Raw genomic sequence first — 25,636 nt, forward strand, 5'->3', positions numbered from 1 at the left:
AAAAAGTCCACTTATAAACTTTACTAAATGATTACATACAACTAATTAATTTTCAATATCAAACTTCTACTAAGTAAAAAATTTGCTTATTCTGTTTTCTATTAATTGAAGGTGGTGTTAACCTTAGTGTTTGATTGGGCAACCCTATTAATAATGGGTTTTTGAGATGTGCTATTTTTCTAACCTGCCAACTTGCTTTTACTACTTTGTGCGTTTTAGGTAATCTTAATTTTTGGTACTTTTTAAATGCTATAATAATTTCATATTTACTAATACATTCTGAAAGCACATAAGCATCTTCAATAGCCTGGCAAGCACCTTGCCCCATATTTGGGGTTGTTATATGAGCCGAATCTCCTATTAAACATATCTTTTCTTTATACCAGATGTTTTTTGGTTTTAAATCTGAAATTTCAGCAGTATTTATGTGTTTTTTTTGTGTAGCTTTTATAATGTTTTTAATTACTAAAATAATGCTCTAATTTATTGATTGAAAATTCATTCTTATTTTTTTCAAACGCTTTTAAAGCATACCAATACACTTTATGTTCTTCAATTTAGACAAAACCAAAACGTTTTGATTTTCCCCAAGCTTCATTTAATTCATTTTTAAATTTGTTCGGTAAATCATATTTTGTAATTCTTCGCCAACATATTTGATTTGCTTTTCTGACACTATTATTTGGCAATATATTTTTTCGAACAATAAAATTTAGTCCATCAGCGCCCAAAATGATTGAAGATTTAATTTGGTTTTCATTTTTAAATTTTAGAGAATAATTATTTTCTTTTTTGACTATTGAAATAAGTTTATGTTTTAATTCAATTTTAGCATACTTTAAACTGTCAATTAATATTTGCTGCAATTTTCCTCTATGAATCGCAATATTTTTTATATCATAAAATAAGACAAGTCAATTTTAGAAAGTGGCTTTAAATTAGGTTTGGTAATTTTCAATATAGAAATTGGATTTCCATTTTCTTCAATTACTTTTCTTAAACCTAGCCTTTCATACACTTGCATTGCATTATTGGCTAGAATAATTCCTGCTCCAACTGGTTTTAATTGTTCAGCTTGTTCAAAAATTCTTATTTTAAAACCTTTTTGTTCCAGTGCAATTGCAGTAGTTAACCCTCCTATTCCAGCTCCAATAATATCAAAATTTCATAATTATTTTATTTAAGATAATAGCTTAGCTATAAGCAAAACTTGTTAGACTTACTAACTGGTTATCTTTTACCAAAAAGATTACTTAACATTTTTATTTAGAGTAAATTCAGTTTGTAGTAATTGTCCTGATTTTTTTAAATCATATTTTAATGTAGTAGAAATAATAGATGGTATTTCAATTGTTTCTTTCATTTTAATTTTATGTATTGATTTTAGACTTGGTAACTATCATTCTATTTTCCAAATAGTTTTTTCCAGAATCCCTTTTTTTCTTCTTCTTTTTTTGGCTCTATATTGACCACTTTATATTCAATTTTTGAAGAAATCTTTCCTTCTTCTAAGTTTTCATTTTTTTCAATTTCAGCAATTTGTCCCATAGCGGCTTGCTGATAAAGTAACGGACCGTCTATATCACAATTAAATAAATTTGAATATGAAGAAGAGTTATTTAAATCAAATGGAAAAGGCTCAACTACTTCCGTCGCCTCTAATACTCCTAAATCATTGTTTTTTGCGAAATTTAAAGCTTTTAAAAAAACATCAATCCTACTATAAGAAAACAAACTATCTAACTCTTCTTTCAAATCAGAATCTGTTTCATAATCTTTTAATAACTCAACTACTTTATCTTTTGGAATATAAACACCGGATGAATAGTTTTCTGAAATTCTATTATAAAATTCACTTTTTAGTTGTTGTTTATCTAATAAAATATCATTCCACTTTTTAAAATATTTTTCGAGCAAACCACTTTCTGAGAAAGAAAGAGCCGAACCTCTAGTATAAAAGTACTGTTGAAAAAAACCTTGGACTACAGCTATAAAAAAACCATGATTTTTTTCGAATACAGCAGTATCGCCTTCTTCTAAACTTTTCTTAATTTCTAATCCGTAGTTTATTGCATTTGAGTATTTTTCTTTATAAAAATCTTCAATTTTATACTCTTTTGATAACTTATCAATTAAATTTTGATCTTCTAATACATTAAAATACCACTCTTGTATTTGACTCTCTGATATCGGATGATAACTTATATCCCAACCCATATTTTATATTTTAATTGCTACTTACTTTTTTATTTCTAAAACATATCATTTAAAAAATCAACTTCATTTCTAGTTAAAATAAAGTCTAGTTGTTATCCTCTGTTTCAACGAGTCAGGTTTTAAGCTATTTTATGCTACCTAAATTGCTTTGGTAGCAATTTTTTACTTGCATTTTCTACAATTTCTAAAATTCTCTTTTGTCTTGTTTCTTTTCTTTTAGCAGAAATAACCCAATACAACAAAATCTTTTTAACTGACTTACTTAAACTATCAAAGTATTCCTTTGCTCCGTTTTGAGTTTTAAACTCTTTTTTTAAATCTTCAGGAATTAGAAGTGCTTCTACTCCATCTAAAATAGTCCAATAACCATTTTCTTTTGCTACTTCAATGCTTTTATAACCTTCTTTTTTCATAAGTCCCTGGTCAATTAAGGTTTTTACTTTATCCTTATTTATTTTAGACCAATTACTTTTTGCTTTTCTTTTGCTAAAATATTGTTTGTATTTCTCGTCGTCTATTGTTCTTTTAGTACTGTCAATCCAACCAAAACAAAGTGCTTCATCTACAGATTCACTCCAACTCAAATTATAATTTGGAGATTTTTTCTTATAAAAAATGAGCCAAAGTGCCTCTTTTTTATTGTGATTCAATTCAAGCCATTTTCTCCAATCTTTTTTATCAAAAGGACAATAGTCTTCTATATCTTTCATACACTCATTAATAGCTTAACATAGTTTTATATGCTAAAAATAGTATTTTATTTAAGTAGCCAATTTTCCATAGCATAAGAAATAACTTTTGGTTCTTAAGGTAAATTTTTAATAAGCGATTCGCAATAATTCTTATTTACAACTTTGTCTCGCATTTTAGTTTTATCATTAAAATTGACTTTTTTGTGATTTCAAATAAATTAATTCTCCTTCTTTATTGATAAAACCTTCATTTTTTATACCACTATCGTCAATAAATTTTACAAATGCTAAACCTGAATTAAATTTATTAAGACTTAAAAAACCTTTGCCAATCAGTTTTTGATTATCTAAATTCAATAAATATTTTTTTGATTTAGAATTATTAACTCTAATTATACTATTTTCTTCAATACCTGTAATATTAAAATAACGATATGCAGTGGCTTCAATTGGTTTTAAATCTTCGAAATCATATACAATTTCTCCGTTTTTATTTATAATTCTATATCCATTATTTAGTTTTCCGGCAATTTTTTTATACTTGTGAACCCTAACTATTGCTCGATTATTTACAAAACCATAAGCTTCAACAAATTTTGTATCTATGATAAGCTCATTTTTAAGATTTATATAACCAAATTTTCCTGCTATATTTTTAACAACTGCTAAGTTGTCTTCAAAATCACCTAATGGATGTGTATATAAAAAGTCGATTACAGTGTTTCCCTCTTCATCTAAATATCCCCATTTAAAGCTTCCTGTTTCTTCATTATACTTAGAAGCTTTTATTAAACCATTTTTTGCTCTACCAAAATCATTAAAATTATATTCGGTCTCTTTATTCTCATAAATAAACTTCAATTTATATCGGTATGGATAACTATTTTTATTTGTAATTGCTATAATATTATCCGTTAAGGGTATTATAGGTATATTGTTACTTCCTAAACTACCCGAAATTTTAAATATAGATTTGCAGTTTTTATCCAGCACTTCATATTTTATATTTAAAATTTCTGATCTATCAATTAAAATATAATAACCATTACTATTTGTTATTGAGAAATTTGGTTGAACAATATAATCACCATTTGTATTTCTAATTCCCTCATTACCAATTAAACTATAACCAACTTTTTGATTAATAAATAAACCATTTTCTAACATTCCAATATTAGAACCCGTAGTAGATAATTTTAACCTTACACTATCTAACTCTAATTCAACACCTAAACTATCTATAAAGCTAGTTATGTTACCTCTTGAAACTATTGAGTACCCATTTTGAAAATCAGTTAGCTTATCTACATAAAGTTTTTTTTGACCAAAAGTCAAAAACGAAACTAAATAAAAGCTGAATAGTAAATTATTTTTAATTTTCATATTTTGAAACTTATATAAACACCTAATGTGAACACTAGTATTTTATGATACTAAAAACTACGTAGGATTTTCGTTATGTTTTGTGAGTAAAATAGTTAACTACTAATATATATAATATTTAAATACAGATAATAATCGAAATATGATTATTTGTAAACATTCTATAAAAACAAAAAGCCACTTTTTTTCAAAAGTGGCTTTTTTATAAACTTGTATATTTTGTTATTCTATAATGGCAACAACCTCATAGGCTCTAGTACCATCGTACTGTATTTTCTCATACAATACATCATTATATTCGTAAAGGGTTTCGTTATCATAAACCACTTTTTCAGCTTCGTCTGGTAATTCGTAAACTATAGTACCAATTTCTGGTTGTATTACTTCATACTCATTGTTAACATTAGAATAATACACACCATCATACGTATAATATTTTCTATTGTTTACATTTATCATTCTATACCCTACTGGTAAAGTGGTTATTCTTAAACCAACAACTGGTGCTACTGAAATATAGCGTCCATTATATTGACGGTAAAATTTATTATTACTATACTTATAGGTGTTATTGTTATGTTTAACGGTAACAGCTTTAGATGGTACAGTACGGTAGGTTACTACCTTTTTTTTAGGAGTTTTATATACAACTTTAGTTCTAGGTACAGATCTACTAACTGTACTAGAAGTTCTTGTTGTTTTTACTGTTGTAGTCGTTGTATTTTTTCTATTACGTGTTTGCGCATTAGCATCTATTGAAAAAGTTAATAGTAATATTGCTGCTATACCTAAGGTTTGTATTCTTGTTTTCATAATCGTACTATTTAATGGGTTTATATATTAGTAAGACTATGAAATTGAAATAGCGTTTAATCCATTCTCCGTTTTTAACAAAAAACTAACACAACTCAAGCCATTAACATTAAATAATACTGATACGTACCTTTTTCTTTTTTAAACGGCTATTATTCAACTTATCAACCAAAGTATGTGCTATCGTAAGCGGTACAGCTACAAAGGCACAATCTTGTTTTAACTCAATAGCACCCAATTGATCTTTATTAATACCACCTTGCTTAAAAAATAATCCAGCAATATCACCTTTCGATATTTTATCTTTTCGTCCTCCCGAAATAAATAAAGTTTCCCAATATTGCGGTTTACGTTGTGGTTTTTCGGAGATATTAGCTCTGTTTGGATTTTTAATAAACTCCGGGAAATCTTCTTTTTCCCAACGCATAACATACGCTGTACCTTTAGTATTTACACGAGCTGTTCTACCATTACGGTGTGTAAACTCTTCTACCGCACTTGGTAGTTCAAAATGTATAATTACTTTTAATTCAGGTATATCAATACCTCTAGCTGCCAGATCAGTAGCAATAAGTAACTGACTTGTTCCGTTTCTGAATTTTATCAAAGCACGGTCTCTATCATTCTGTTCCATTCCACCAGAAAAACAAGCATGGCTAATTTTATTTGTGGTTAAGAATTTGCTTAAAAATGTAATTGTTTCTTTTACATTACAAAAAATAATACCTTGCTCATTTCCTAAATGATTGATTAAATCTAATAAGGTTTGTGCTTTATTTCTTGTAGGAGAAATTACGGTCTTAATTTCTAACTTTAAGGCTTTCTTTTCTTTTAAGTAATTAATAGTTACAGGCTTATCTAAACGAACAAAACCAGGAATTTCAACACCAGATGTTGCGGAAGTTAATACTCGTTTATTAATATGTGGTAATTCTTCTAAAATACCTCTCATTTCAAACTCAAATCCACTTTCTAATGATTTATCAAACTCATCTAAAATTAAACTTTTAATGTTTGTTTTAGAAAAACGCTCGTTTGCAAAATGATCTAAAATACGACCTGGTGTACCTATTAAAATAGCTGGTGTATGCTTCAATTCAATTTTATCTTTTGCCATTGTACGGCCTCCATAAACTGCATTTACTTTAAAACCAGTACCCATATTACGCACCACTTGCTCTATTTGTATTGCCAACTCACGCGATGGTACTACAATTAAAGCTTGTACATCATCTATTTCAGGGTCTAAACGAGAAATTATTGGTAATAAAAAAGCTAAAGTTTTACCTGTACCTGTAGGTGATAAAAGAATGGTATTGGTGTTGTTTTCTATAACCGAAATAGCCTCTTCTTGCATCGGGTGCAGCTGATGGATATTCAGTTTTGATAAAATATCTTGCTGATCTTTAATACTATTTGCCATTGCTGCTCTTTAGTTTTTTATTTTTTTTGGATTTTCTTCTTTTGGTAAAATACTAGACGTTTGATCTAAGTAATTTGCCAATACTTTTTCAATCAACTCTTCTTTAGTAAGGTGATGAAAAACTGTTTTTATTTTATTTTTAAAATCGTCAGAAACTATTCTACTTGGTTTTGTTTTAAATATTTTTTTAGCCCAAAGCAATGCATTTGTTTCTTCTATACTAGCTGCATCTGCCTTTTTAGTTTTATGAAATGTAATGCCTAATTCTTTTTCAAAAACAGGAATATCTTCTAATTCTTCTTTTTGTAAAATCGTTAATGATAAACCGTTGGCTCCTGCTCTAGCCGTTCTACCACTTCTATGCACATACAAATCAAAAGTTTCTGGTAAATGGTAATTTACCACGTATGATATGTTTTTTACATCAATACCACGTGAAGCTAAATCGGTTGCTATTAAAATAGATACTCCGCCTTCTCTGAACTGCCCCATTACACGGTCTCTAATAGCCTGTGTAAGGCTACCATGTAACGCTCCTGAAGAAAATTTATTAATGGCTAAATTTTTAGCTAATTTATTTACGGCTGCTTTCGTTCTACAGAAAATGATACCTTGTTCACCTTCTCTTGAGTGTAAAAAATGTAATAAAACATCTAATTTTTCAATAGGTTCTACCACAACATATTGATGATCGATACCTTGATGACCAATAGTTTCCATATCAGCCTCTAAATGCATTACATTTTTATTCAAATAGTTCTGCACCATTTGCTTAATAGCACCTGGCATTGTTGCTGTAAATAATAATGTTCTGCGAGTTTCTGGTAATTCTTTTACAATTGGGTCTAAATCTTCTTTTAAAGCCGTAACCATTTCATCTGCCTCATCCAGTACTAAATAATCGGCATTTTTGATATTGATGGCTTGCTTCTGTATTAAATCAACCAAGCGCCCAGGTGTAGCAACTACAACATGGGTTGTGGTTTTTAATTTTTCAATTTGTGGCTTTATAGGTGTACCTCCACAAATAGAAGCTATACTTATTGCTGGGCTATGTTTTGCAAACGATACTAAGTTAGCATAAATCTGTTGCCCTAACTCGCGCGTAGGTGCCAGTATTACTGCTTGTATTGTTTTTGTATCTACATCAATTAATTGTAACAATGGAATACCAAAAGCAGCAGTTTTCCCTGTTCCTGTTTTTGCTAATGCTACAATATCTTTTTTTGCTGTTAGTATTAATGGTATTGTTTTTACTTGAATATCTGTAGGTACAGAAATTTCTAAGTCAGCTAGACTTTCTTGAAAAACAGCGTTAACTCCTAACTTGGAAAACTTTTTTGACATAAAATAATTTTCCGCAAAGATAGTTACAGTTTACGTGTTAATGGTCATAATACCATCAAAAGCTAGTTTCTACTTTTTAATTTGATAAAAAGGTGAAATTATATATATCTCAACGTTTATTTATTTTAAAAATTGATCATATAAATTTGCTAGTGATGCATCTTATTTTATATGTTCTACAACATTTTTTAAATTAATTTTCAGCATAAAAAAAGGAGCCTAATTAGGCTCCTTTTAAATATAATATAACTTGTATTTATTACAAACCACGTGCTTTTAACATTGGTTCAATTTTCGGGTCGCTACCTCTCCACTCTTTATACATATCTTTAGGTTCTAATGTATTACCTCTTGATAGTACCATATCACGAAAACGTTGTCCATTTTCACGTGTTAATCCTCCGTTATTCTCAAACCAATTGTATGCATCATGATGTAACATTTCTGTCCATAAATAAGAGTAATAACCTGCAGCGTAACCACTACCAAAAACATGTGCAAAATAAGTAGAACGGTAACGAGGTGGTACTGCACTAACAACATCTAATTTTGTAGTATGCAAAGCTTCTTTTTCGAATGCAGTTGCATCTTTTATAGTATCATCAGCCGAAATAATATGCCATTGCATATCTAAATTAGAAGCTGCTAAGTTTTCAGTTAAACTATACCCTTGGTTAAACGTGCCTGATTTTTTAATTTTGTCAATAAGCTCTTGAGGTATTTGTTTTCCTGTTTGGTAATGTAATGCGTAATTTTTTAAAATTTCAGGGTATAAAGCCCAGTTTTCATTAAACTGAGAAGGGAATTCTACAAAATCTCTTGCTACAGATGTACCTGATAAACTTGGGTATTTTTGATCTGCAAAAAAGCCGTGTAAGGCATGACCAAATTCATGAAACATTGTTTCTACTTCATCATACGTTAGTAGAGCTGGATCGCCTTCTGCTGGTTTTGGATAGTTGCATACATTATAAATAACTGGCTTTTGGTTATATAATTTAGACTGTGTTACAAAATTACTCATCCATGCGCCACCTCTTTTACTTGGTCTTGCAAAATAATCAGCATAAAACAAACCTAACTGATCTCCATTTTCTTCAAAAAGTTCATATACTAGCACATCTTCATGATAAACAGGTATATCAGTACGTTCTTTAAACGTAATTCCATATAACTTTTCAGCAGCATAAAAAACACCCTTTTCCAATACTGTTTTAGTTTCAAAATATGGTTTGATTTCGTTTTCATCTAAATCATACTTTTCTTTACGTACCATTTCAGCATAACGGTTCCAATCGCAAGCTTCTAATGTAAAGTTTTCGCCTTGTTTAGTTATCATTTCTTGAATAACAGCTGCTTCATTTTTAGCCTTTGCCGTTGCTGCAGGAATTAAACCATTAAACAAATTGAATACATTTTCTGGTTTTTGTGCCATTGTACCTTGTAAACTCCACTCGGCATAATTAGCAAAACCTAATAAACTTCCTTTTTTAGCTCTAAGTTCTGCGATTTCAGAAATTATTTTTTTAGTGTCATTATCAGAACCATCTGCCCTATACCAAGCAGCATTGAATATCTTTTCTCTAGTTTCTTTTTTCTCTAAACTTTGCAATAAAGGTTGCTGTGTTGTATTTAATAATGGAATTTTCCACCCTTCAGCATCTTTATTTTCTAAAGATTTTAATTGCGCTTCAGACAAACCTGCAAGATCTGCTTTATCGGTAAACAATACCGCGCCAGCGTTATTTGCTTCTAATAAGGTTTTATTAAATGTATTGATTAAGGTGGCTAATCGTGAATTGTATGTTTTTAATGTTTCTTTATCTTCTGCTGATAAATTAGCACCAGCTTTTTCAAAACTCTCAAAATAGTTTTCTACTAATTTTAAAGATTCTGAATCTAAATCTAAAGTATTTTTTGCTGTGTATAATGCCTTTACACGCTTAAATAACTCATCGTTTAAATAAATAGCATCATTAAGTTCCGCAAATTTCGGAGCCATTTCTTCTTGTACTGCTTGCAAGGTATCGTTTGTATGAGCCCCTGTTAAGCTAGAAAACACATTACCAACTCTGTCTAAAAGTGCATTACCTTTTTCTAAAACTAATATAGTATTGTCAAAAGTAGCTGGTTCAGTTGAACTAGTAATTTTTTCTATTGCTGCTTTCTGCTCCTCAATTCCTTTTTCTAATGCAGGTTTAAAGTGTTCATTTGTGATGTTATCAAAATCTGGAGCCAAATAAGGTAACTTACTTATGGTAAGTAATGGATTTTCTGTTGTGTTCATAGATTTTTCTGAAGTAGATTTATCCTTGCTTACATCGTCTTTACAGGCCGTAACCAACATTGTAACCAAAAATATTTTGTAAATATTTTTCATTTATTTTTAAATTAAATTAGTCTGTATAAAGGTACTGATTTACTAAATATTGAAGCACAAAATTTAAAATTCTAATCTCTTTTTAAAATATAATCTGAAAAATAGTTCTGAGAATCTGTCAGCTTTTCTTGTATGCTCAAATCAGTGTTTTCTAAAATAGAATTTATAATATTATCATTATATTTTCGTGAAATTTCAGTGTGGATTTTTTCGTCCTTTTCAAAAGTAATTTTTTTATCTAATGCTTTTATATCTACAATTTGATTTTTGGTACTAACCAAGTAACTTTTTGCAATACCCTCTACCTCTGTATATTCTGGTTGATGTTCAAAATAATTTAAATCAAAATCTGCATCAAATTCTTTATTAATTCTGTGTAGTAAATTCAAATTAAATTGAGCTGTAATACCTTGCTTATCATTATAAGCTGGTAATACAATATCTTTTGATTTTACAAGGTCTAAACCTAAAAATATTTTATCGTTTGTTTTTAAACTAGATCCTAGTTTATATAAAAAATCATATGCTTGCTTATCTTCTAAATTCCCTAAGTTAGATCCTAAAAATAAAACTATTTTAGGATGTTTAGAATCTTTAATACTATCTAAAACACCAAAATAATCGCCTTGCTTTGTGGTAACCGATAAATTAGGAATCTCTTCTTTTAATGAATTTTTTAAATTTTTTAAAGCGTGTCCTGAAATATCAATAGGCAGGTATGAAAATTTATACCCCTGTTCTACTAAAGGTTTTAAAAGCTCTTTTGTTTTAGTTCCATCACCAGCACCAAGTTCAATAAGCTCAAAATATGTATCCTTATTAATTTGTAATGCTTTTATAATTTCAGAAGTCTGATTTTTTAAAATTTCATGCTCTGCACGAGTCAAATAATACTCTGGCAAATTCATTATTTTTACAAAAAGTTGATCTCCGATCTCATCATAAAAATATCGAGATGATAAAAATTTAGGAATACAATTAAGTCCCTTATCTACATGTTCTAAAAACTCTCTATTAATTCCTATTTCGCTAGTCTGATTCCTGTGTACTGCCATCTATATTTTGGATGAAAAAAGTTTCTATATGTGTTTCTTTCGTGACCTTCACTAGTTGCAACAGAGCTGCCACGAAGCACCATTGTATTTATCATGAATTTACCGTTATATTCACCAACAGCTCCTGAAGCTATTTTAAAATTTGGATAAGGTAAATAAGCAGAATATGTCCATTCCCAACGTTTACCCCAATTAAATTTGGTAGAAGCGGCTTCCCATTCAAACTCTGTTGGTAACCTTAACCCTTTAAATGTTGCAAAGGCTTGTGCTTCATAAAATGAAACGTGACTCAGAATTGCATTCTCATCTATAGGTTGTAAACCTGATAAAGTATAATAAAACCATTTACCATCAATTTTTTTCCAATATAAAGGTGAGTTTATCTTGTTATCAGTAACCCAAGACCAACCTTCATCTAACCAAAAATTAAAATTATCATATCCACCTGCATCAATAAATTCAATATACTCAGCATTAGTTACTAAGCTTTTTGAAATTTGATAGTCATGTAAATACACTTTGTGTTGCCCGAGTTCATTATCAAAACTAAAACCATCTCCTTTATAACCAATTTCATAAACACCCTCATCCATAACAACCCAACCTTCTTCTTCATTTTTATCTTTTACAAGATTAAATTCAGGATCGTAAATAGGGTGTAATGGGTTAAATGAAAGTGTATGTTTTAAATCGGTTATTAAAAGCTCTTGATGTTGTTGTTCATGGTTAATACCTAAAACAATAAGCGTTTCAATTTCTTTAGATATAGTATTCTCTAAAAGTTTTATAATATGATTGTCTACATAAGTTCTGTACTCATATACTTGTGCTACCAAAGGTCTAGACATTGTACCACGTAACGATCGTTCTGCCCGCTCACCTACTGTTTGGTAGTAACTATTGAAGAGATATGAAAAATCTTCATCGAAAACTTTATAATTTTCAACATATTTTTTTAAAATCATTTCTTCAAAAAACCACGTAATATGCGATAAATGCCATTTTGGTGGACTCGCGAAAGCTACAGGTTGCGGCCCATAATCTTCCGTAGTCAGTGGATGACATAAGTCAACAGAATATGCTCTTGTTTTTTTAAATTGGTGAACTAGTTGATTTAAAGCCATCTATAAATATACTTATACAAAGTCGTAAAAATAAGTGCCCTTTAAAATAAAGGTTTGCTTATATGCTATAATTTTTAGTCGTAAAAAATCTAAAAAATAGCACAGACATTTAAAAAAAACAACATTTAAGTGATATTTTTAAATATAACTTAGGTAAGTGATAAAAAAATTAAGGTCAAAAAGTTTGTAAAAAGACTTATATAAAAAGCAAAATTACTGTAAGTATAATACCTCCTAAAGTAAAATAAAGTCCTTTTTTAAAAATTGGTGTTTTGGGCATGAACATCCAAAATGATGAAATAACAAAAAATAATAAAGACAACCCGAAGAAAATATTTAGAAAAAATAATGGCTGTCCTGATTTTGCTTTATGAAAATTATTCAACTTACCTAAAATAAAAGGATAATCTGTTTTTGTAACTTTTGAAGCTCCTGTAACTTTATTGTAGGTACCTTCTTTAAAATAATAAATTCCATCAAACTCTTTATCTATATGTAATTTTTTTAAACCAATTTCTTTACCTAAATTTTCTTTTGATAAATTTTTAGAGATAATTTTTTCTGTAACTGTTTCTGTTTTTAATATTTCAGAATCTCTGAATATTAAAGCAATACCACTTAAAGCATATACAGCCATTATTCCTGCCAAGAAAAAACCTAAGTATCTGTGTATTACACGAACCTTCATTGATAATTCTCTGCTATTTGCCATTGTATATGTATTTAATAAATTAAAAATGCGAATATAAATATACCCGATTAATAATCTTTGCATTTGTCACCTACAAATAATAAAATATTGTTAAAAACTTAAAAAAGAATGAACATTCATTTTTAAATTATAACTTTGCATAGAATTAAAATAAATTATGGTTAAGCTTCAAAAAAGTATTGATAAAAGAGACGCGTTGGTGAAAGCGACTATAAGCCTTGTTAATAACAATGGTTTTCATGCTACACCAATGTCTAAAATTGCTAAAATGGCAAACGTTTCTCCTGCTACGATATATTTATATTTCGAGAATAAACAAGATCTTGTAAACAAAACCTATGTAGAAGTAAAAGCAGCCTTTACAGCATATGCCTTTGCTACCTACAAAGATGATATGTCGGTAATTGAAGGTTTTGAATTGATTTGGAAACGTATAGCAGACTTTAAACTAAAAGAATGCGAGAATGCAATGTTTTTAGCACAGTGTGATAATACTCCGATGATTGATGAACCTAGCAGGCAAGAAGGTATTAAACATTTACAGCCCCTACTCGATTTATGGGAAAAAGGTAAAAAAGAAGGTATAATAAAGCCTCTTTCCGATTATATCCTTTATGCATATGCAATAAACCCTTTATCATTTTTAATGATTACACAAAAAAGAGGTGTTTTTCAATTAGATGAAGAACATATTGAAGAGGCATACCAATCTGCTTGGAATAGTATTAAAATATAAGTATAAAAATAAATTAAAATTAAGATATGGAATTATTAGAAAAATTAAAGTGGAGATACGCAGCAAAAGCAATGAACGGCGAAAAAGTTGCTGAGGATAAAGTAGAACGTATTTTAGAAGCTGCGCGTTTAGCTCCAACTTCTAGTGGTTTACAACCTTTTGAGATTTTTGTAGTGAAAAATCAAGAAATTAAAGAACAAATTAAACCAGTAGCTTGGAACCAATCTGTAATTACAGACTGTTCTCACCTACTTGTGTTTGCTGCTTGGGACACTTACACACCAGAGCGTATTAACCATATGTTCGATTTAACAAATGAAATTCGTGGATTTGAAAACGAAGGATGGGAAAATTACCGCCAAATGTTATTAGGTATGTACCCTCAAAAAGATCCAGAAGAAAACTTTAACCACGCTGCAAAACAAGCATATATTGCTTTTACTGAAGCTTTAACTGCTGCTGCTTTTGAAGGTGTTGATGCAACTCCTTTAGAAGGTTTTGAACCAGATGCTGTAGATAAAATATTAGGATTACGTGAAAAAGGATTACGTAGTGCTGTAATGCTACCAATTGGTTATAGAAAAGATGATGCAGATTGGTTAGTGAATCTTGTAAAGGTTAGAAAACCTATGGAAGAATTAGTAACTGTAATAGACTAAAAACAATTAAGATGAAGACAATTTTATTAAATAATAGACCCGAAGGAAAACCTACTGTTTCAAATTTTGAATTTGTTACTGAAGAAAAGGAACTTTCAATTTCTGAAGGAGAAATTCTTTTAGAAGCTGCTTATGTATCTGTAGATCCTTATTTAAGAGGAAGAATGAGCGATGCAAAATCTTACGTCCCTTCTTTTCAATTAAATGAGCCAGTACAATCTGGAGTTGTTGCAAAAGTTATTGCTTCAAAAAATGAAAAATTTGCTGAAGGTGACTTTGTCTCTGGCATGTTAAATTGGGCTACTCAACAAGTATCAAACGGTGAAGGCTTAAATAAAGTAGATGGTTCTAAAGCACCTTTAAGTACTTATTTAGGTGTTTTAGGGATGACAGGATTAACAGCATATTTAGGTTTAACGCAAATTGGAAAACCTAAAGCAGGAGAAACTATTGTTGTTTCTGGTGCTGCTGGAGCTGTTGGTAGTGTTGTTGGTCAAATAGCAAAAATCTTAGGACTTCATGTTATAGGAATTGCTGGAACCGATGAGAAGATTGATATGCTTAAAGATAAGTTTGGTTTCGATGCTGGTATTAATTACAATACAAGTAAAGATATAAATGCCGACATAAAAAGACTAGCTCCAAACGGTGTAGATGTTTATTTTGATAATGTTGGCGGATCAATATCTGATGCTGTTTTATTCAACATAAACCATTTTGCTAGAATAATTATTTGTGGAGCAATTTCGGTTTATAATGATACTGAAATACCAACAGGTGTAAGTGTACAGCCTTTCTTGGTTAAAAACAGTGCTTTAATGCAAGGATTTATTGTGTCTAATTATGCAGATAAATTCCCAGAAGCTATGCAACAATTATCAGGTTGGTTAGCCGACGGTAAATTAAAATATACTGAAACTATAGTTGAAGGTTTTGATAATATTCCAACTGCTTTTATCGATTTATTTGAAGGTAAAAACAAAGGAAAAATGATAGTGAAAGCTTAATTATTAAGCAATACATCATTTAACAAAAAAAAGAAAAAGAAATGAACAATTTTGAATTTAAAAATCCCACTAAAATTATTTTTGGTAAGGACTCTATAGATAAAATAAAAAATGAAATTCCTGAAGACGCTAAAGTATTATTACTTTACGGAGGAGGAAGCATCAAGAAAAACGGAATTTATGATCAAGTAAAAACTGCTTTATCAAAAGTTAATATCGTTGAGTTTGGTGGTATTCCTGCAAATCCAGAGTATTCTGTACTTATGGATGCTTTAAAGGTTATTAAAGATGAAAAAATTACATATTTATTGGCCGTAGGTGGTGGTTCTGTAATTGACGGAACTAAATTTTTATCTGCTGCTGCTTTATACGATGGTGATACACCTTGGAATATTTTAAAAAATAATATTGCAACAAAGGAAGGAATGCCTTTTGGGACTGTTCTAACGTTACCAGCAACAGGTTCTGAAATGAATTCTGGGGCAGTAATCACAAGAAAAGAAACACAAGAAAAACTTGCCATGGGTGGCCCTGGTTTATTTCCTGTATTCTCAATTCTAGATCCTCAAGTAATTGCTTCTATACCTGAACGTCAATTAGCAAACGGTATTACTGATGCTTTTACTCACGTATTAGAACAGTATATGACCTACCCTATTGGCGCTTCATTACAAGACAGATTCGCAGAAAGTATTTTACAAACATTAATTGAAGTTGCGCCTAAGGTTATAAAAGACCCTACAGATTACAAAGCAACTGCTGATTTTATGTGGAGCTGTACAATGGCTCTTAATGGTTTAATCCAAAAAGGAGTACCTGGTGATTGGGCTGTACATGCTATTGGACATGAATTAACTGCTTTATTCGGTATCGATCATGCTCGAACTTTGGCTGTTATAGCTCCAAGCCATTACAAGTATAATTTTGAAGCTAAAAAAGAAAAATTAGCACAATACGGAGAACGTGTTTGGAATATTACAGAAGGTAGTACAGATGATAAAGCGTATACTGCCATCGAAAAAACAGTTGATTTTTTCCATGGATTAGGAATTGATACTAAATTATCAGATTACACTAAAGACTATAAAGGTACTGCCGAAAAAATCTCAAAACGTTTTACTGAAAGAGGTTGGTTAGGCTTAGGAGAGCATCAATCATTATCACCAGATAAGGTTGAAGAAATTGTTAAAATGGCTTATTAAACCATACTATTAATTTTAAGTATTTATTACTTAAAACCTATCAATAATCTATACTTAAAATAAAAATGTAGCTTCTGAAATTTTTTAGAAGCTGTTAAATGTAAAAAATAAATAAAATGAAAATATTATTTGTATTAACATCTCACGATAAATTAGGAGATACAGGAAAAAAAACAGGATTTTGGGTTGAAGAATTTGCAAACCCATACTATACTTTATTAGATAAAGGAGCTGAAATTACAATTGCTACTCCAAATGGAGGTGCTGCTCCAATCGATCCTAGTAGTGATAGCCCAGATGCAGCTACAGCAGATACTGATCGTTTTAATGAAGATGCTGAGGCTAAAGAAAGAATAGCAAACACTAAAAAATTATCGGATATGAATCCAGATGATTTTGATGCTGTTTTCTATCCTGGTGGTCACGGTCCGTTATGGGATTTAGCAAATGACGAAACTTCTATTACTCTTATTGAAACATTCAATAAACAAAAGAAACCTATCGCGTTTGTATGCCACGCACCAGCTGCGCTTAAAAGTGTTAAAGATGTAGATGGTAAAACACCATTAGTAAAAGGTAAAAAAGTAACCGGGTTTACCAATAGCGAAGAAGCTGCTGTAGGTTTAACAGATGTTGTACCTTTCTTAGTTGAAGATATGTTGATTGAAAATGGAGGAATTTATTCTAAAATAGAAGATTGGGGAGCATACGCTATTCAAGATGGCAATCTTATTACAGGTCAAAACCCTGCTTCTTCCGAAAAAGTTGCTGAAAAATTATTAGAAATTTTGAAATAAGAATTTCTTAAATTTTATAAAAAAAACCTGCAAACTTTAAGTTTGCAGGTTTTTTTTGTTTTAAACTATTTAATTACACTTTAACTTGTGTAGTTTTTACTGGATAATCTAAATAACCTTCTTTACCTGGCGTGTAGAATGTATCACTATCCCATTCTGTTAAAGCCTCACTATAAATAAAGCGATCAACTAAATCTGGGTTAGAAATAAACGGTTTACCATAAGCTACCAAATCAGCACTACCCGATTCAAGAACTGCATTACCCGTTTCATACGTAAACCCTGTATTAATCATCAATGTACCATCATATAGCGGCCTAAAGTGTCTTGCAATTTCTTTAATCGCAAATGGTATTTCTGAAACATCTGTAAAAGGTTCTGATAGGTGAATATATGCTAAATCATATTCATCATTCAATTTCTTTATAATATACTCAAAAGTAGGTATGGTTTCTTCATCCATTGTAATACCAAACATGCCATCTAGCGAAGGGTTAAACCTTGCGCCAACCTTTTCTTGAGGAATTACTGATTTTATAGCCTCTAATACTTCAAAGAAAAATCGAGCTCTATTCTCGATAGATCCTCCATACTCATCAGTTCTTGTATTAGATGTTGCATTAAAAAACTGGTGAAATAAGTATCCGTTTGAAGAGTGTATTTCTACACCATCAAAACCAGCATTAATCGCATTTTTTGCTGCATTTTTAAAATCTGAAATTGTGGTTTTTATATCTTCTTTAGTCATTGCCTTTGGCGTAACAGTATCTTTAAACCCAGTTGGTGTATATGCTTGAGCATTTGGGTTGATGGCAGAAGGCGCTAAAGGAAGTTCACCATCATGAAAATCAGGATGAGAAATTCTACCTACATGCCATAGTTGAATAAAAATCTTACCATCTTTATCGTGTACTTTTTTAACTACCTTTTTCCAACCTTCGACCTGCTCTTCAGTAAAAATACCTGGAGTATTTACATAGCCAACTGCATCTTGTGAAACTTGAGAACCTTCTGTAATTATTAATCCGGCTGATGCTCGTTGTGCGTAGTACTCTCCTTGCAGGTCTTCTGTAGCAACATTGCCTTTATTTGCTGCTCTTGAACGTGTCATAGGAGCCATTACAATTTTGTTTTTTAGTATAATATCTTTTAATTGATATGCTTCAAATATCTTATCCTTCATAGTCGTATATTTTTGATATAAAGTTACGGATAAGCTTAATTTTTATTAACGCATTTAGCATATTCTTATGACTGTAATGCTCTTTGGTTGTATCTTTCCATCTTCAAATGAAAAAACACCTTCACTATAAAATTTACAAGCCTTTTGGCATGTTAAGTCAGTTTATCTCAAATGATAAAAAAGAAGCGCGTAAAAAGCTTTTTCTAGGAGAATTATATAATTTTCCTGAAGGAATTATGCCTGTAGGGCGCTTAGATGAAAAATCTGAAGGATTGTTATTATTAACGACTGATGGAAAATTAAGTGACACTATAAATCAATCTGGAATTGAAAAAGAATATTATGCACAATTAGATGGCGAAATATCTCATGAAGATATACAGCAGTTAGAACGAGGAGTTATTATTGGATTTTCTGGTAAAAAATACATTACAAAACCTTGTACAGTAAAAGCTCTTATTGATGCTCCGCTCTTAGCCGAACCAAATAAAAAATTGCGTATTGGAACGCATCGCCCCAATTCATGGATTAGCATTACTATTACCGAAGGTAAATTTAGGCAAATTCGTAAAATGACTGCTTCCGTTGGGTATCCAACCTTACGATTAATTCGAGTTAGAATAGGTACGGAAATTTTAGAAAACCTAAAACCTGGTGTTGTTGAGCAAATAGATTCCCTTTTATGAATACTACTCAGTAAATTCAGATATTAGAATTAGATCTAGTGTCTTAAATTCTACTTCATTACCTTCTTTCTAAGGAATATCAACATGTCTACCATTTAAGTTCTCACTCTTAAAGAATGTAGTTTTTGATTTTCCACAACTAAATAAAAAAATATAAGTAGTAATAATAAGATGTTTTAAATTTTTGATAGAATTCAAACTTAGAATTTCAGATTTAAATGACAATCTATAGTTATTATTCTATAGGTTTACCTTTAAGCTTACCTCTAAAACGTGAAAACATTACCAACTTTTTTTTAGTGTTGATAAAGTAAACACCTGTTAACAAAATTGCTGCTGCGACAATTGATTGTTTTGTTATATTTTCATCTAAAACATACCAACCTAACAGCAATGCAATAACTGGATTTACGTAACTAGATGTCGCGACTTTATCAGGAGAAACTGTTTTTAATAAATAATTAAATGCAGTAAAGGCTACTATACTACCTAATATAATAAGCATACTCATAGATAGTTGTACCCTTGGTGACCAATCTGTTGGCCATGACCAGTGTTCGCCTAAAAGTAAACTAGTTATAAAAAGTGTAATACCTGCTGTAACCATTTGATACGCTGTATTAACCAAATAACTTTGTGGTAAATTGGCTTTTGAAACAAACAGACTACCAAATGACCAACCTAAAACACAGAAAAAAATAATAACCATACCTAATAATGATTCTTCTTGTTGTGTAATTTGTTTTTGACTTACCAATAAATAAATACCTATTACTCCTAAAACTACCCCAACAACTGACATGGCTTGTATTTTTTTACCATCTATTACGCGCATTAATATGAGTACAATAAGTGGCATTGCTGCAACCTCTAAAGCTGCAAAACTGCTATCGACATATTTGAGGCCCCAAACAAAAACACCATTACCGAAAGTTAAAAACAAAAACCCTGCAATAAATGAATTTCTAAACTGCCTTTTAGTAACCCTTATAGGTATTTTCATCAATTTACAAATACCAAAAATTAAAAGTCCGGCAGTTACGAAACGTATTGATGCCAACATGTAAGCAGGTAGTTCTGTTACCGCTATTTTATTCATAAGGTATGTAGATCCCCAGATGATATAAATAGCAATAAATGCAAATACAATCAGTAGAGTTTGTGATGATTTAGCCATAATTATTCGACTAGTTTTAGTTCTTTACAAGAATAAGAATAACTTTTATAAAATAGGGCAATCTTATTCGTTTAGTTATTATTAATTTCTGAGTTTTTAAAAAACTTTTTTAATGACGAAAAATGTTTAAACAATTTGGAAGGTAAAATTTCTGAGAAAGAAAAAGAAGCGTTTTTCAAAAATCGAAAATTGGATATATTGTTTGAATTACATAATACACCTAAACAAGAGTTATGGTAGAAAAATTTATAACAAAATTATTTTTTAAAAAGTAAACCTATTATACAAACAAACCCTATAAGAATGAACTTATAGGGTTTGTTATATTTATATATTGAAACCTTTATTAAGCCTCTTGTAATGTCTTTTTAGACTTACGGTATATGTAGCTATTAAAAATACTACGCTTAGCAAAACGATATTGTTTTGGCGAGTTTATTAACTTTACATAAATAGTTTTTGGAACACCAAAGTACTCGTAAGTTGTACCATCTAAAAAAGTAATTTCTAACAATAAACCTTTATGTTGAAAATCTAAAATTCCAGACTCCGTAGTTAATGCTTTATACTCTTCTAAAGTAGCAATTTTTGTTTCCGGAGCGATACTTACTAAAAAGTGATACCCATCAATGATTTTTCTACTCATTAATTCAGCTTCTTCTTTTTTAGCATCATCAGCCTGAAATTTATCAGGGTGCCATTGTTTTACTAATCCTCTATATGTAGATTTTAATTCTTTTAAATCTAGCTCCTTCTCTACAGAAAACAACTTTTTATACTCGTTAATACGTTTCATTTTGCTAACTTTTTCTAAATCAGCCGCGAAACTACGTTTTTTTATTGGTTTGAATTACTTTTTAGAGTAGTTTTTAATAACTGATTTACAAACTTAAATAAATAAGATTCGCAATAAAACATATACTTTTCATCGGTTATTCTTGTTTTCTGCCAAATAAACTTCATTATTAGCATATAATAACGCAATTTGTTGATTATTAACCAATTCCAAGCCAAGATGAGAAAATCTATACTCTTATTTATTTTACTAGTAATTACTTTAACAATTGCATCTACTTCAACTCTTTAAAGTATTTTTGTTTTTTATAACCGAGAATTATATACACATTTTGAAAAAGATTTTTACGATTACTTTACTAGCTATTTTGGCTTCGTGCTCTACTTCTACCGAAGATATTGAAAAAGAAATAATAATAGAAATACCCGAAGAATCAGAAGAAAATGAAGTTTGGGAAATAGTTTCTATTCCTGCTAGCTCTCAACGAAATGGAGATATTGAAACTGGAAGAGAGTATCTTTTTTCTGGAGACTACATGAGTTCAGGCATACCGTATAATGTTTATTTAGCTATTTATGGACAGAATACTGAAAACTTACTAAACAGAACAGGAGACAACGCTATAATAGCTTACGATTATACTGTATTAACCTCAAACAATGCAAAAGTTGTTGCTCCTAATTGTTTAAATTGCCATTCTGCTAAAATTAATAATGAATATGTTGTTGGCCTAGGTAACCATAGTGGTAATTTTACAGTAAACAGGGCTTTATTAGAACCCTTATTAACTAGTGGTGTTAATCAAGCATATGGATCAGATAGCCCCGAAGCTAAAGCATACGAGCAGTTCAGAAAAAGTATAATTGCTATTGGCCCTAAAACCCAAACAGAAACTATAGGTGTTAATTCTGCTAATAAAATTGCGGAAGTATTAATCTCTCACAGAGATAAAAATTCATTAGAGTGGAATGATACTCCATATGTAAACGTTGATTCTGAAGTTATACCTTCAGATGTGCCTGCATGGTGGTTGTTAAAAAAGAAAAACGCGATGTTTTATACTGCTTTAGGTAGACAAGATTTTTGCAAATCATTTATAGGTGCTGCTTTACTTACGTTAGATAATGTTGATAAAGCAATTGAAGTTGATGAAAAAATGCCAGATGTTCTTGCTTATTTAAATAGTATTGAGCCTCCTAAATATCCTTTTAACATTGATAATACATTAGCAAATACTGGAGAACCTATATTTAATAATAAATGTTCTAGTTGCCATGGTACTTATGATGATAACCCGACTTATCCAAACTCATTAGTTGCGTTAAATACAATTCAAACAGATCCTGAATTATCGAACCACTATACTCAAAATTCAGAACTTAATACTTATTTTTTCGATTGGTTCAATACAGGGTATATGGGTACAGATGATAATAATATTAAATTAGAAGCTGAAGGTGGCTATATAGCTCCTCCATTAGATGGCGTTTGGGCTACCGCTCCATATTTTCATAACGGATCAGTACCCACTATTGATGATGTTTTAAACAGCTCGAATAGACCTGAACTTTGGAGTCGTACTTTTATTGATACAGATTACGACCAAATAAAATTAGGGTGGAATTATACAACCGAAAATACTAAGCAAAATATTAAAACATACGACACTACTTTAAAAGGTTATGGCAATGGCGGGCACACTTTTGGAGATGAACTAACAGAAACTGAACGATTAGCTGTTTTAGAATATCTTAAAACTTTATAGACCCTATAATATTTTTACTTCTTAAAAAGCTTTCAAAACAAAAAAACCAACACATAAAGTGTTGGTTTTTTTTTAATATTTTAGACTAATTCCGCAAGCATTCTATATAATATACGTTTCACTTTTAATCCTAGATCTCGAAATCTTAAAAAAATATATTATTTTAAAACTTTAGCTGTTTTCTTTTTCTAAAGCTTTGATATCTATAGTCAATTGTGACATTGAAGCTCTATTTAATCCGTTATAAATACCTCTAATATGTTTGTTTTTATCTATTAATAAAAAGTTTTCTGAATGTAAAAAGTCATTTATATCTTTTGGGACCCCTAAATCATTTTCTACAAAGTATTGATTTCTCCCCAAGTCATAAATCTCAGTTTTATCGCCTGTAACTAGGTGCCATTTATTATCTATTACCCCAAACCTTGTCGCGTATTTTTTTAGTTCTTCAACAGTATCAAGTGTTGGTGTTACGGAATGTGACAAAAATAAAATACCTGAATCATTTTTAAACTCTTCTTGTAGCTTAAACATGCTATCTGTCATCTGCGGACAAATACCTGGACAACTTGTAAAAAAGAAATCTGTAATGTAAATTTTATTTTCAAAAGTGTTTTGAGTAATTGTATCCCCTAATTGATTAATAAGTTCGAAATCTTTTACTGTATGAAAACTTTTTTCTTCTGAACTATTAGGTGTTATCCAATGTGGTGTAAAAGATTCATCATTATAATAAGGTAGATAATCGACCCTACTCACCTCTTCTACTTTTATATTTTCTTTTTTGACAGCCTCTTTACAACCAACATTTATTATAAAAAAACAAAGCAAAGTATAACGTACAATTTTATTCTGTAATAACTTTTTCATCTTCTAATTGATAACATAAATTAGCTCTTAATAATCCGAATATTCTACCATTCTTGGCTTCATAGTTTACATACAATGTTCCATTTTTAAGCCATGCTTTCTGCATTCCGCTTTCATTGCCTTTTACAAGGTTACGAAATTTAGATAGTTGACCATCTGGATACCATTGCTTTTCTTCACCATCTTTAAATCCTTTTATATAAAAAGATTCTTCTGCTAAAGCTCCGTTTTCCCACCAGCTTCTATACAAACCAACTAGCTTATTTTCATGATAGTTTGATTCTACTCTAAGCACTCCTTTGTCTGACCATCTTTTTGCAACGCCTTCTCGCTTACCTTTATAGAAACCTAATTTTTCTTCTACAATACCATTGTTGTATATTTTTGTGGCAAAACCATTGAAAGGTACATTTTTATAATACCATTTTCCTTCTACTGGATTTAGTTTTAAGTCTTTTTTATCAACTGTAATATCTTCAATAGAAATTAATTCTTTTTCCTCTACAGTTACATTACTATTTTTAGTAGTATTAATAAAAAAGTCTTTATTACCTATTACTAAAATCATCAAAAAGAAAAATGATACAATACCTTTCAACATAATTTTATTTTTAATATCCTTGGTAAGGACCTGCAAATGCAATATATGATCCTGTTGTAGAATAAATTTCGTTTATAATATGGTAATGATATTCTTCTTCACCATTTGTATATTGTGTTGTTGTTGTATGACCACCTGAAGCATCTAAATCTGTTGGGTATGTTTCAGTTGAATCACATTTTCTTCCATAAAGAAAAACACCATCTAATAAAATTCCTACTAAATTAGCATCATCATTTGTAAATGCCTTTGGCTCTAAATGATAGTGATAAACTCCAGGGCCAATATGAGCTCCTGTCCAATCTAAACTACCTGCTGCCTCATTTAATGCCCCATTACCTTCTTGATCATTAAATATAGATGCACCACTAACTGCAATACCTATAGTATTAACTTGTGTCGATACTGTACTACCTGTTAAGTTTGGTGTTGCATCTACCGTAATAGTTGTTGCATTATTGTTACTTGACATGATGCTTGGCGTTAAATCAACATCTGGCTCATCTCTATAAAGTTCATTGCCTTCTCCCCAATAAACAGATTCATGATTTGGCAAGCCTGTTGTTTCTATAACAATATCTGAACCATCAATATATATAGTTGTAGCATCTGTATTAAAAGCAGCAAAAGCTGCATGCAATTCTGTAACGACTTCTTCATCATCTACAATAACATCATCATCGTCGGTTATAGAATCACTACTACAGGCTATAAATGCCAATATAATAGTTGCTGATATTGCTAATACAGGAACTATTTTAAAAAATAAATTATTCTTTTTCATAGGTGTTATTTTAATTAGTTTGTTGTAGTATTTTAAATTGATACAATGTAAAGTTGAGAAAAAGAACAATATATAAAAGATGAAATCTGTGAACAGCGTTATTTAATCAGTGAATGACTAAATTGAATCGGTGAACAGTTCTTGTCAATCAAATAAGAGAGTATAATTTCAATAAACATTAATTATATTTTACTTTAATTTGTCTTGCCTAAGAAAGCTATAGTTTA

At 30.2% G+C, this 25,636-nt stretch carries 26 protein-coding genes; 7 read left to right on the top strand and 19 right to left on the bottom strand.

Going from position 1 to position 25,636, the window contains the following annotated elements:
- Positions 1-58 precede the first annotated feature (58 nt).
- The 13 genes from H0I23_RS16855 to H0I23_RS06420 all read right to left on the bottom strand — a co-directional run bounded on the left by H0I23_RS16855 (position 59) and on the right by H0I23_RS06420 (position 13,146).
- Complete coding sequence (locus tag H0I23_RS16855) at positions 59-475, bottom strand: FAD-dependent monooxygenase (RefSeq protein WP_371736669.1); 417 nt, start codon at positions 473-475, stop codon at positions 59-61.
- 82 nt (positions 476-557) lie between these two features.
- The gene (locus H0I23_RS16770) at positions 558-866 is read right to left on the bottom strand and encodes a hypothetical protein (protein ID WP_254073662.1); all 309 of its coding nucleotides are present in this window, start codon (positions 864-866) and stop codon (positions 558-560) included.
- A gap of 26 nt (positions 867-892) precedes the next feature.
- Positions 893-1,156, bottom strand: a complete 264-nt coding sequence (locus H0I23_RS16775; RefSeq protein WP_371736670.1) for an NAD(P)-binding protein — start codon at positions 1,154-1,156, stop codon at positions 893-895.
- Positions 1,157-1,404: 248 nt separating this feature from the next.
- Positions 1,405-2,217: a hypothetical protein gene (locus H0I23_RS06375; protein WP_216785621.1), complete on the bottom strand. Its 813-nt coding sequence runs from the start codon at positions 2,215-2,217 to the stop codon at positions 1,405-1,407.
- Positions 2,218-2,351: 134 nt separating this feature from the next.
- On the bottom strand, positions 2,352-2,927 hold the full coding sequence (locus H0I23_RS06380; protein ID WP_216785622.1) for a YdeI family protein: 576 nt from the start codon (positions 2,925-2,927) through the stop codon (positions 2,352-2,354).
- A 168-nt stretch (positions 2,928-3,095) separates the two neighbouring features.
- Positions 3,096-4,292: a WG repeat-containing protein gene (locus tag H0I23_RS06385; protein ID WP_216785623.1), complete on the bottom strand. Its 1,197-nt coding sequence runs from the start codon at positions 4,290-4,292 to the stop codon at positions 3,096-3,098.
- A 222-nt stretch (positions 4,293-4,514) separates the two neighbouring features.
- The gene (locus H0I23_RS06390; RefSeq protein ID WP_216785624.1) at positions 4,515-5,105 is read right to left on the bottom strand and encodes a DUF6515 family protein; all 591 of its coding nucleotides are present in this window, start codon (positions 5,103-5,105) and stop codon (positions 4,515-4,517) included.
- Between the two features lie 109 nt (positions 5,106-5,214).
- Positions 5,215-6,528 (bottom strand): DEAD/DEAH box helicase, encoded by a 1,314-nt coding sequence (locus H0I23_RS06395; RefSeq protein WP_216785625.1) that lies wholly within the window; start codon positions 6,526-6,528, stop codon positions 5,215-5,217.
- A 9-nt stretch (positions 6,529-6,537) separates the two neighbouring features.
- Complete coding sequence (locus H0I23_RS06400) at positions 6,538-7,875, bottom strand: DEAD/DEAH box helicase (protein WP_216785626.1); 1,338 nt, start codon at positions 7,873-7,875, stop codon at positions 6,538-6,540.
- Positions 7,876-8,134: 259 nt separating this feature from the next.
- Positions 8,135-10,255 (bottom strand): M3 family metallopeptidase, encoded by a 2,121-nt coding sequence (locus H0I23_RS06405; protein ID WP_216785627.1) that lies wholly within the window; start codon positions 10,253-10,255, stop codon positions 8,135-8,137.
- 71 nt (positions 10,256-10,326) lie between these two features.
- Positions 10,327-11,310 (bottom strand): L-histidine N(alpha)-methyltransferase, encoded by a 984-nt coding sequence (locus H0I23_RS06410; RefSeq protein WP_216785628.1) that lies wholly within the window; start codon positions 11,308-11,310, stop codon positions 10,327-10,329.
- A complete protein-coding gene (gene egtB, locus H0I23_RS06415; protein ID WP_216785629.1) occupies positions 11,277-12,434 on the bottom strand; it encodes an ergothioneine biosynthesis protein EgtB in 1,158 nt (385 codons plus the stop codon). Before egtB ends, H0I23_RS06410 begins: the two co-directional genes overlap by 34 nt.
- A 196-nt stretch (positions 12,435-12,630) precedes the next feature.
- Entirely contained in the window at positions 12,631-13,146 is a 516-nt protein-coding gene (locus H0I23_RS06420) for a hypothetical protein (protein ID WP_216785630.1), read from the bottom strand.
- 157 nt (positions 13,147-13,303) lie between these two features.
- Between H0I23_RS06420 and H0I23_RS06425 the strand changes: the two genes are divergently transcribed.
- The 5 genes from H0I23_RS06425 to H0I23_RS06445 all read left to right on the top strand — a co-directional run bounded on the left by H0I23_RS06425 (position 13,304) and on the right by H0I23_RS06445 (position 17,547).
- Positions 13,304-13,882, top strand: coding sequence for a TetR/AcrR family transcriptional regulator (locus H0I23_RS06425; RefSeq protein WP_216785631.1), 579 nt, complete (start codon positions 13,304-13,306; stop codon positions 13,880-13,882).
- A 26-nt stretch (positions 13,883-13,908) separates the two neighbouring features.
- A complete protein-coding gene (locus H0I23_RS06430) occupies positions 13,909-14,541 on the top strand; it encodes an NAD(P)H-dependent oxidoreductase (protein WP_216785632.1) in 633 nt (210 codons plus the stop codon).
- 11 nt (positions 14,542-14,552) lie between these two features.
- On the top strand, positions 14,553-15,548 hold the full coding sequence (locus H0I23_RS06435) for an NADP-dependent oxidoreductase (RefSeq protein ID WP_216785633.1): 996 nt from the start codon (positions 14,553-14,555) through the stop codon (positions 15,546-15,548).
- A gap of 41 nt (positions 15,549-15,589) precedes the next feature.
- Positions 15,590-16,750 carry an iron-containing alcohol dehydrogenase gene (locus H0I23_RS06440; RefSeq protein WP_216785634.1) on the top strand — a complete coding sequence of 387 codons (1,161 nt, stop codon included), beginning with the start codon at positions 15,590-15,592 and terminating at the stop codon, positions 16,748-16,750.
- Between the two features lie 116 nt (positions 16,751-16,866).
- Positions 16,867-17,547 (top strand): type 1 glutamine amidotransferase domain-containing protein, encoded by a 681-nt coding sequence (locus H0I23_RS06445; RefSeq protein ID WP_216785635.1) that lies wholly within the window; start codon positions 16,867-16,869, stop codon positions 17,545-17,547.
- Positions 17,548-17,620: 73 nt separating this feature from the next.
- On the opposite strand, the gene H0I23_RS06450 is transcribed toward H0I23_RS06445, so the two are convergent.
- The gene (locus H0I23_RS06450) at positions 17,621-18,730 is read right to left on the bottom strand and encodes an alkene reductase (protein WP_216785636.1); all 1,110 of its coding nucleotides are present in this window, start codon (positions 18,728-18,730) and stop codon (positions 17,621-17,623) included.
- 107 nt (positions 18,731-18,837) lie between these two features.
- Between H0I23_RS06450 and H0I23_RS06455 the strand changes: the two genes are divergently transcribed.
- Positions 18,838-19,416 carry a pseudouridine synthase gene (locus tag H0I23_RS06455; protein ID WP_216785637.1) on the top strand — a complete coding sequence of 193 codons (579 nt, stop codon included), beginning with the start codon at positions 18,838-18,840 and terminating at the stop codon, positions 19,414-19,416.
- Positions 19,417-19,651: 235 nt separating this feature from the next.
- Here H0I23_RS06455 and H0I23_RS06460 read toward each other — a convergent pair whose 3' ends face one another.
- A complete protein-coding gene (locus tag H0I23_RS06460) occupies positions 19,652-20,593 on the bottom strand; it encodes an EamA family transporter (protein WP_216785638.1) in 942 nt (313 codons plus the stop codon).
- A 346-nt stretch (positions 20,594-20,939) separates the two neighbouring features.
- Positions 20,940-21,389: a KTSC domain-containing protein gene (locus tag H0I23_RS06465; RefSeq protein ID WP_216785639.1), complete on the bottom strand. Its 450-nt coding sequence runs from the start codon at positions 21,387-21,389 to the stop codon at positions 20,940-20,942.
- 331 nt (positions 21,390-21,720) lie between these two features.
- Between H0I23_RS06465 and H0I23_RS06470 the strand changes: the two genes are divergently transcribed.
- Positions 21,721-23,154: a hypothetical protein gene (locus tag H0I23_RS06470; RefSeq protein WP_216785640.1), complete on the top strand. Its 1,434-nt coding sequence runs from the start codon at positions 21,721-21,723 to the stop codon at positions 23,152-23,154.
- Positions 23,155-23,325: 171 nt separating this feature from the next.
- Here H0I23_RS06470 and H0I23_RS06475 read toward each other — a convergent pair whose 3' ends face one another.
- From H0I23_RS06475 to H0I23_RS06485, 3 genes are read right to left on the bottom strand one after another with little or no spacing between them, the layout of a single operon-like run.
- On the bottom strand, positions 23,326-24,024 hold the full coding sequence (locus H0I23_RS06475; protein ID WP_216785641.1) for an SCO family protein: 699 nt from the start codon (positions 24,022-24,024) through the stop codon (positions 23,326-23,328).
- Positions 24,002-24,625, bottom strand: coding sequence for a toxin-antitoxin system YwqK family antitoxin (locus H0I23_RS06480; protein WP_254073663.1), 624 nt, complete (start codon positions 24,623-24,625; stop codon positions 24,002-24,004). The genes H0I23_RS06475 and H0I23_RS06480 overlap by 23 nt, the downstream gene beginning before the upstream one ends.
- Positions 24,626-24,635: 10 nt before the next feature.
- Positions 24,636-25,409 (bottom strand): YHYH protein, encoded by a 774-nt coding sequence (locus tag H0I23_RS06485; RefSeq protein ID WP_216785642.1) that lies wholly within the window; start codon positions 25,407-25,409, stop codon positions 24,636-24,638.
- Between the last annotated feature and the right edge of the window lie 227 nt (positions 25,410-25,636).

The sequence above is a fragment of the Cellulophaga sp. HaHaR_3_176 genome (genome assembly GCF_019021925.1).
Classification (GTDB): Bacteria; Bacteroidota; Bacteroidia; order Flavobacteriales; family Flavobacteriaceae; genus Cellulophaga.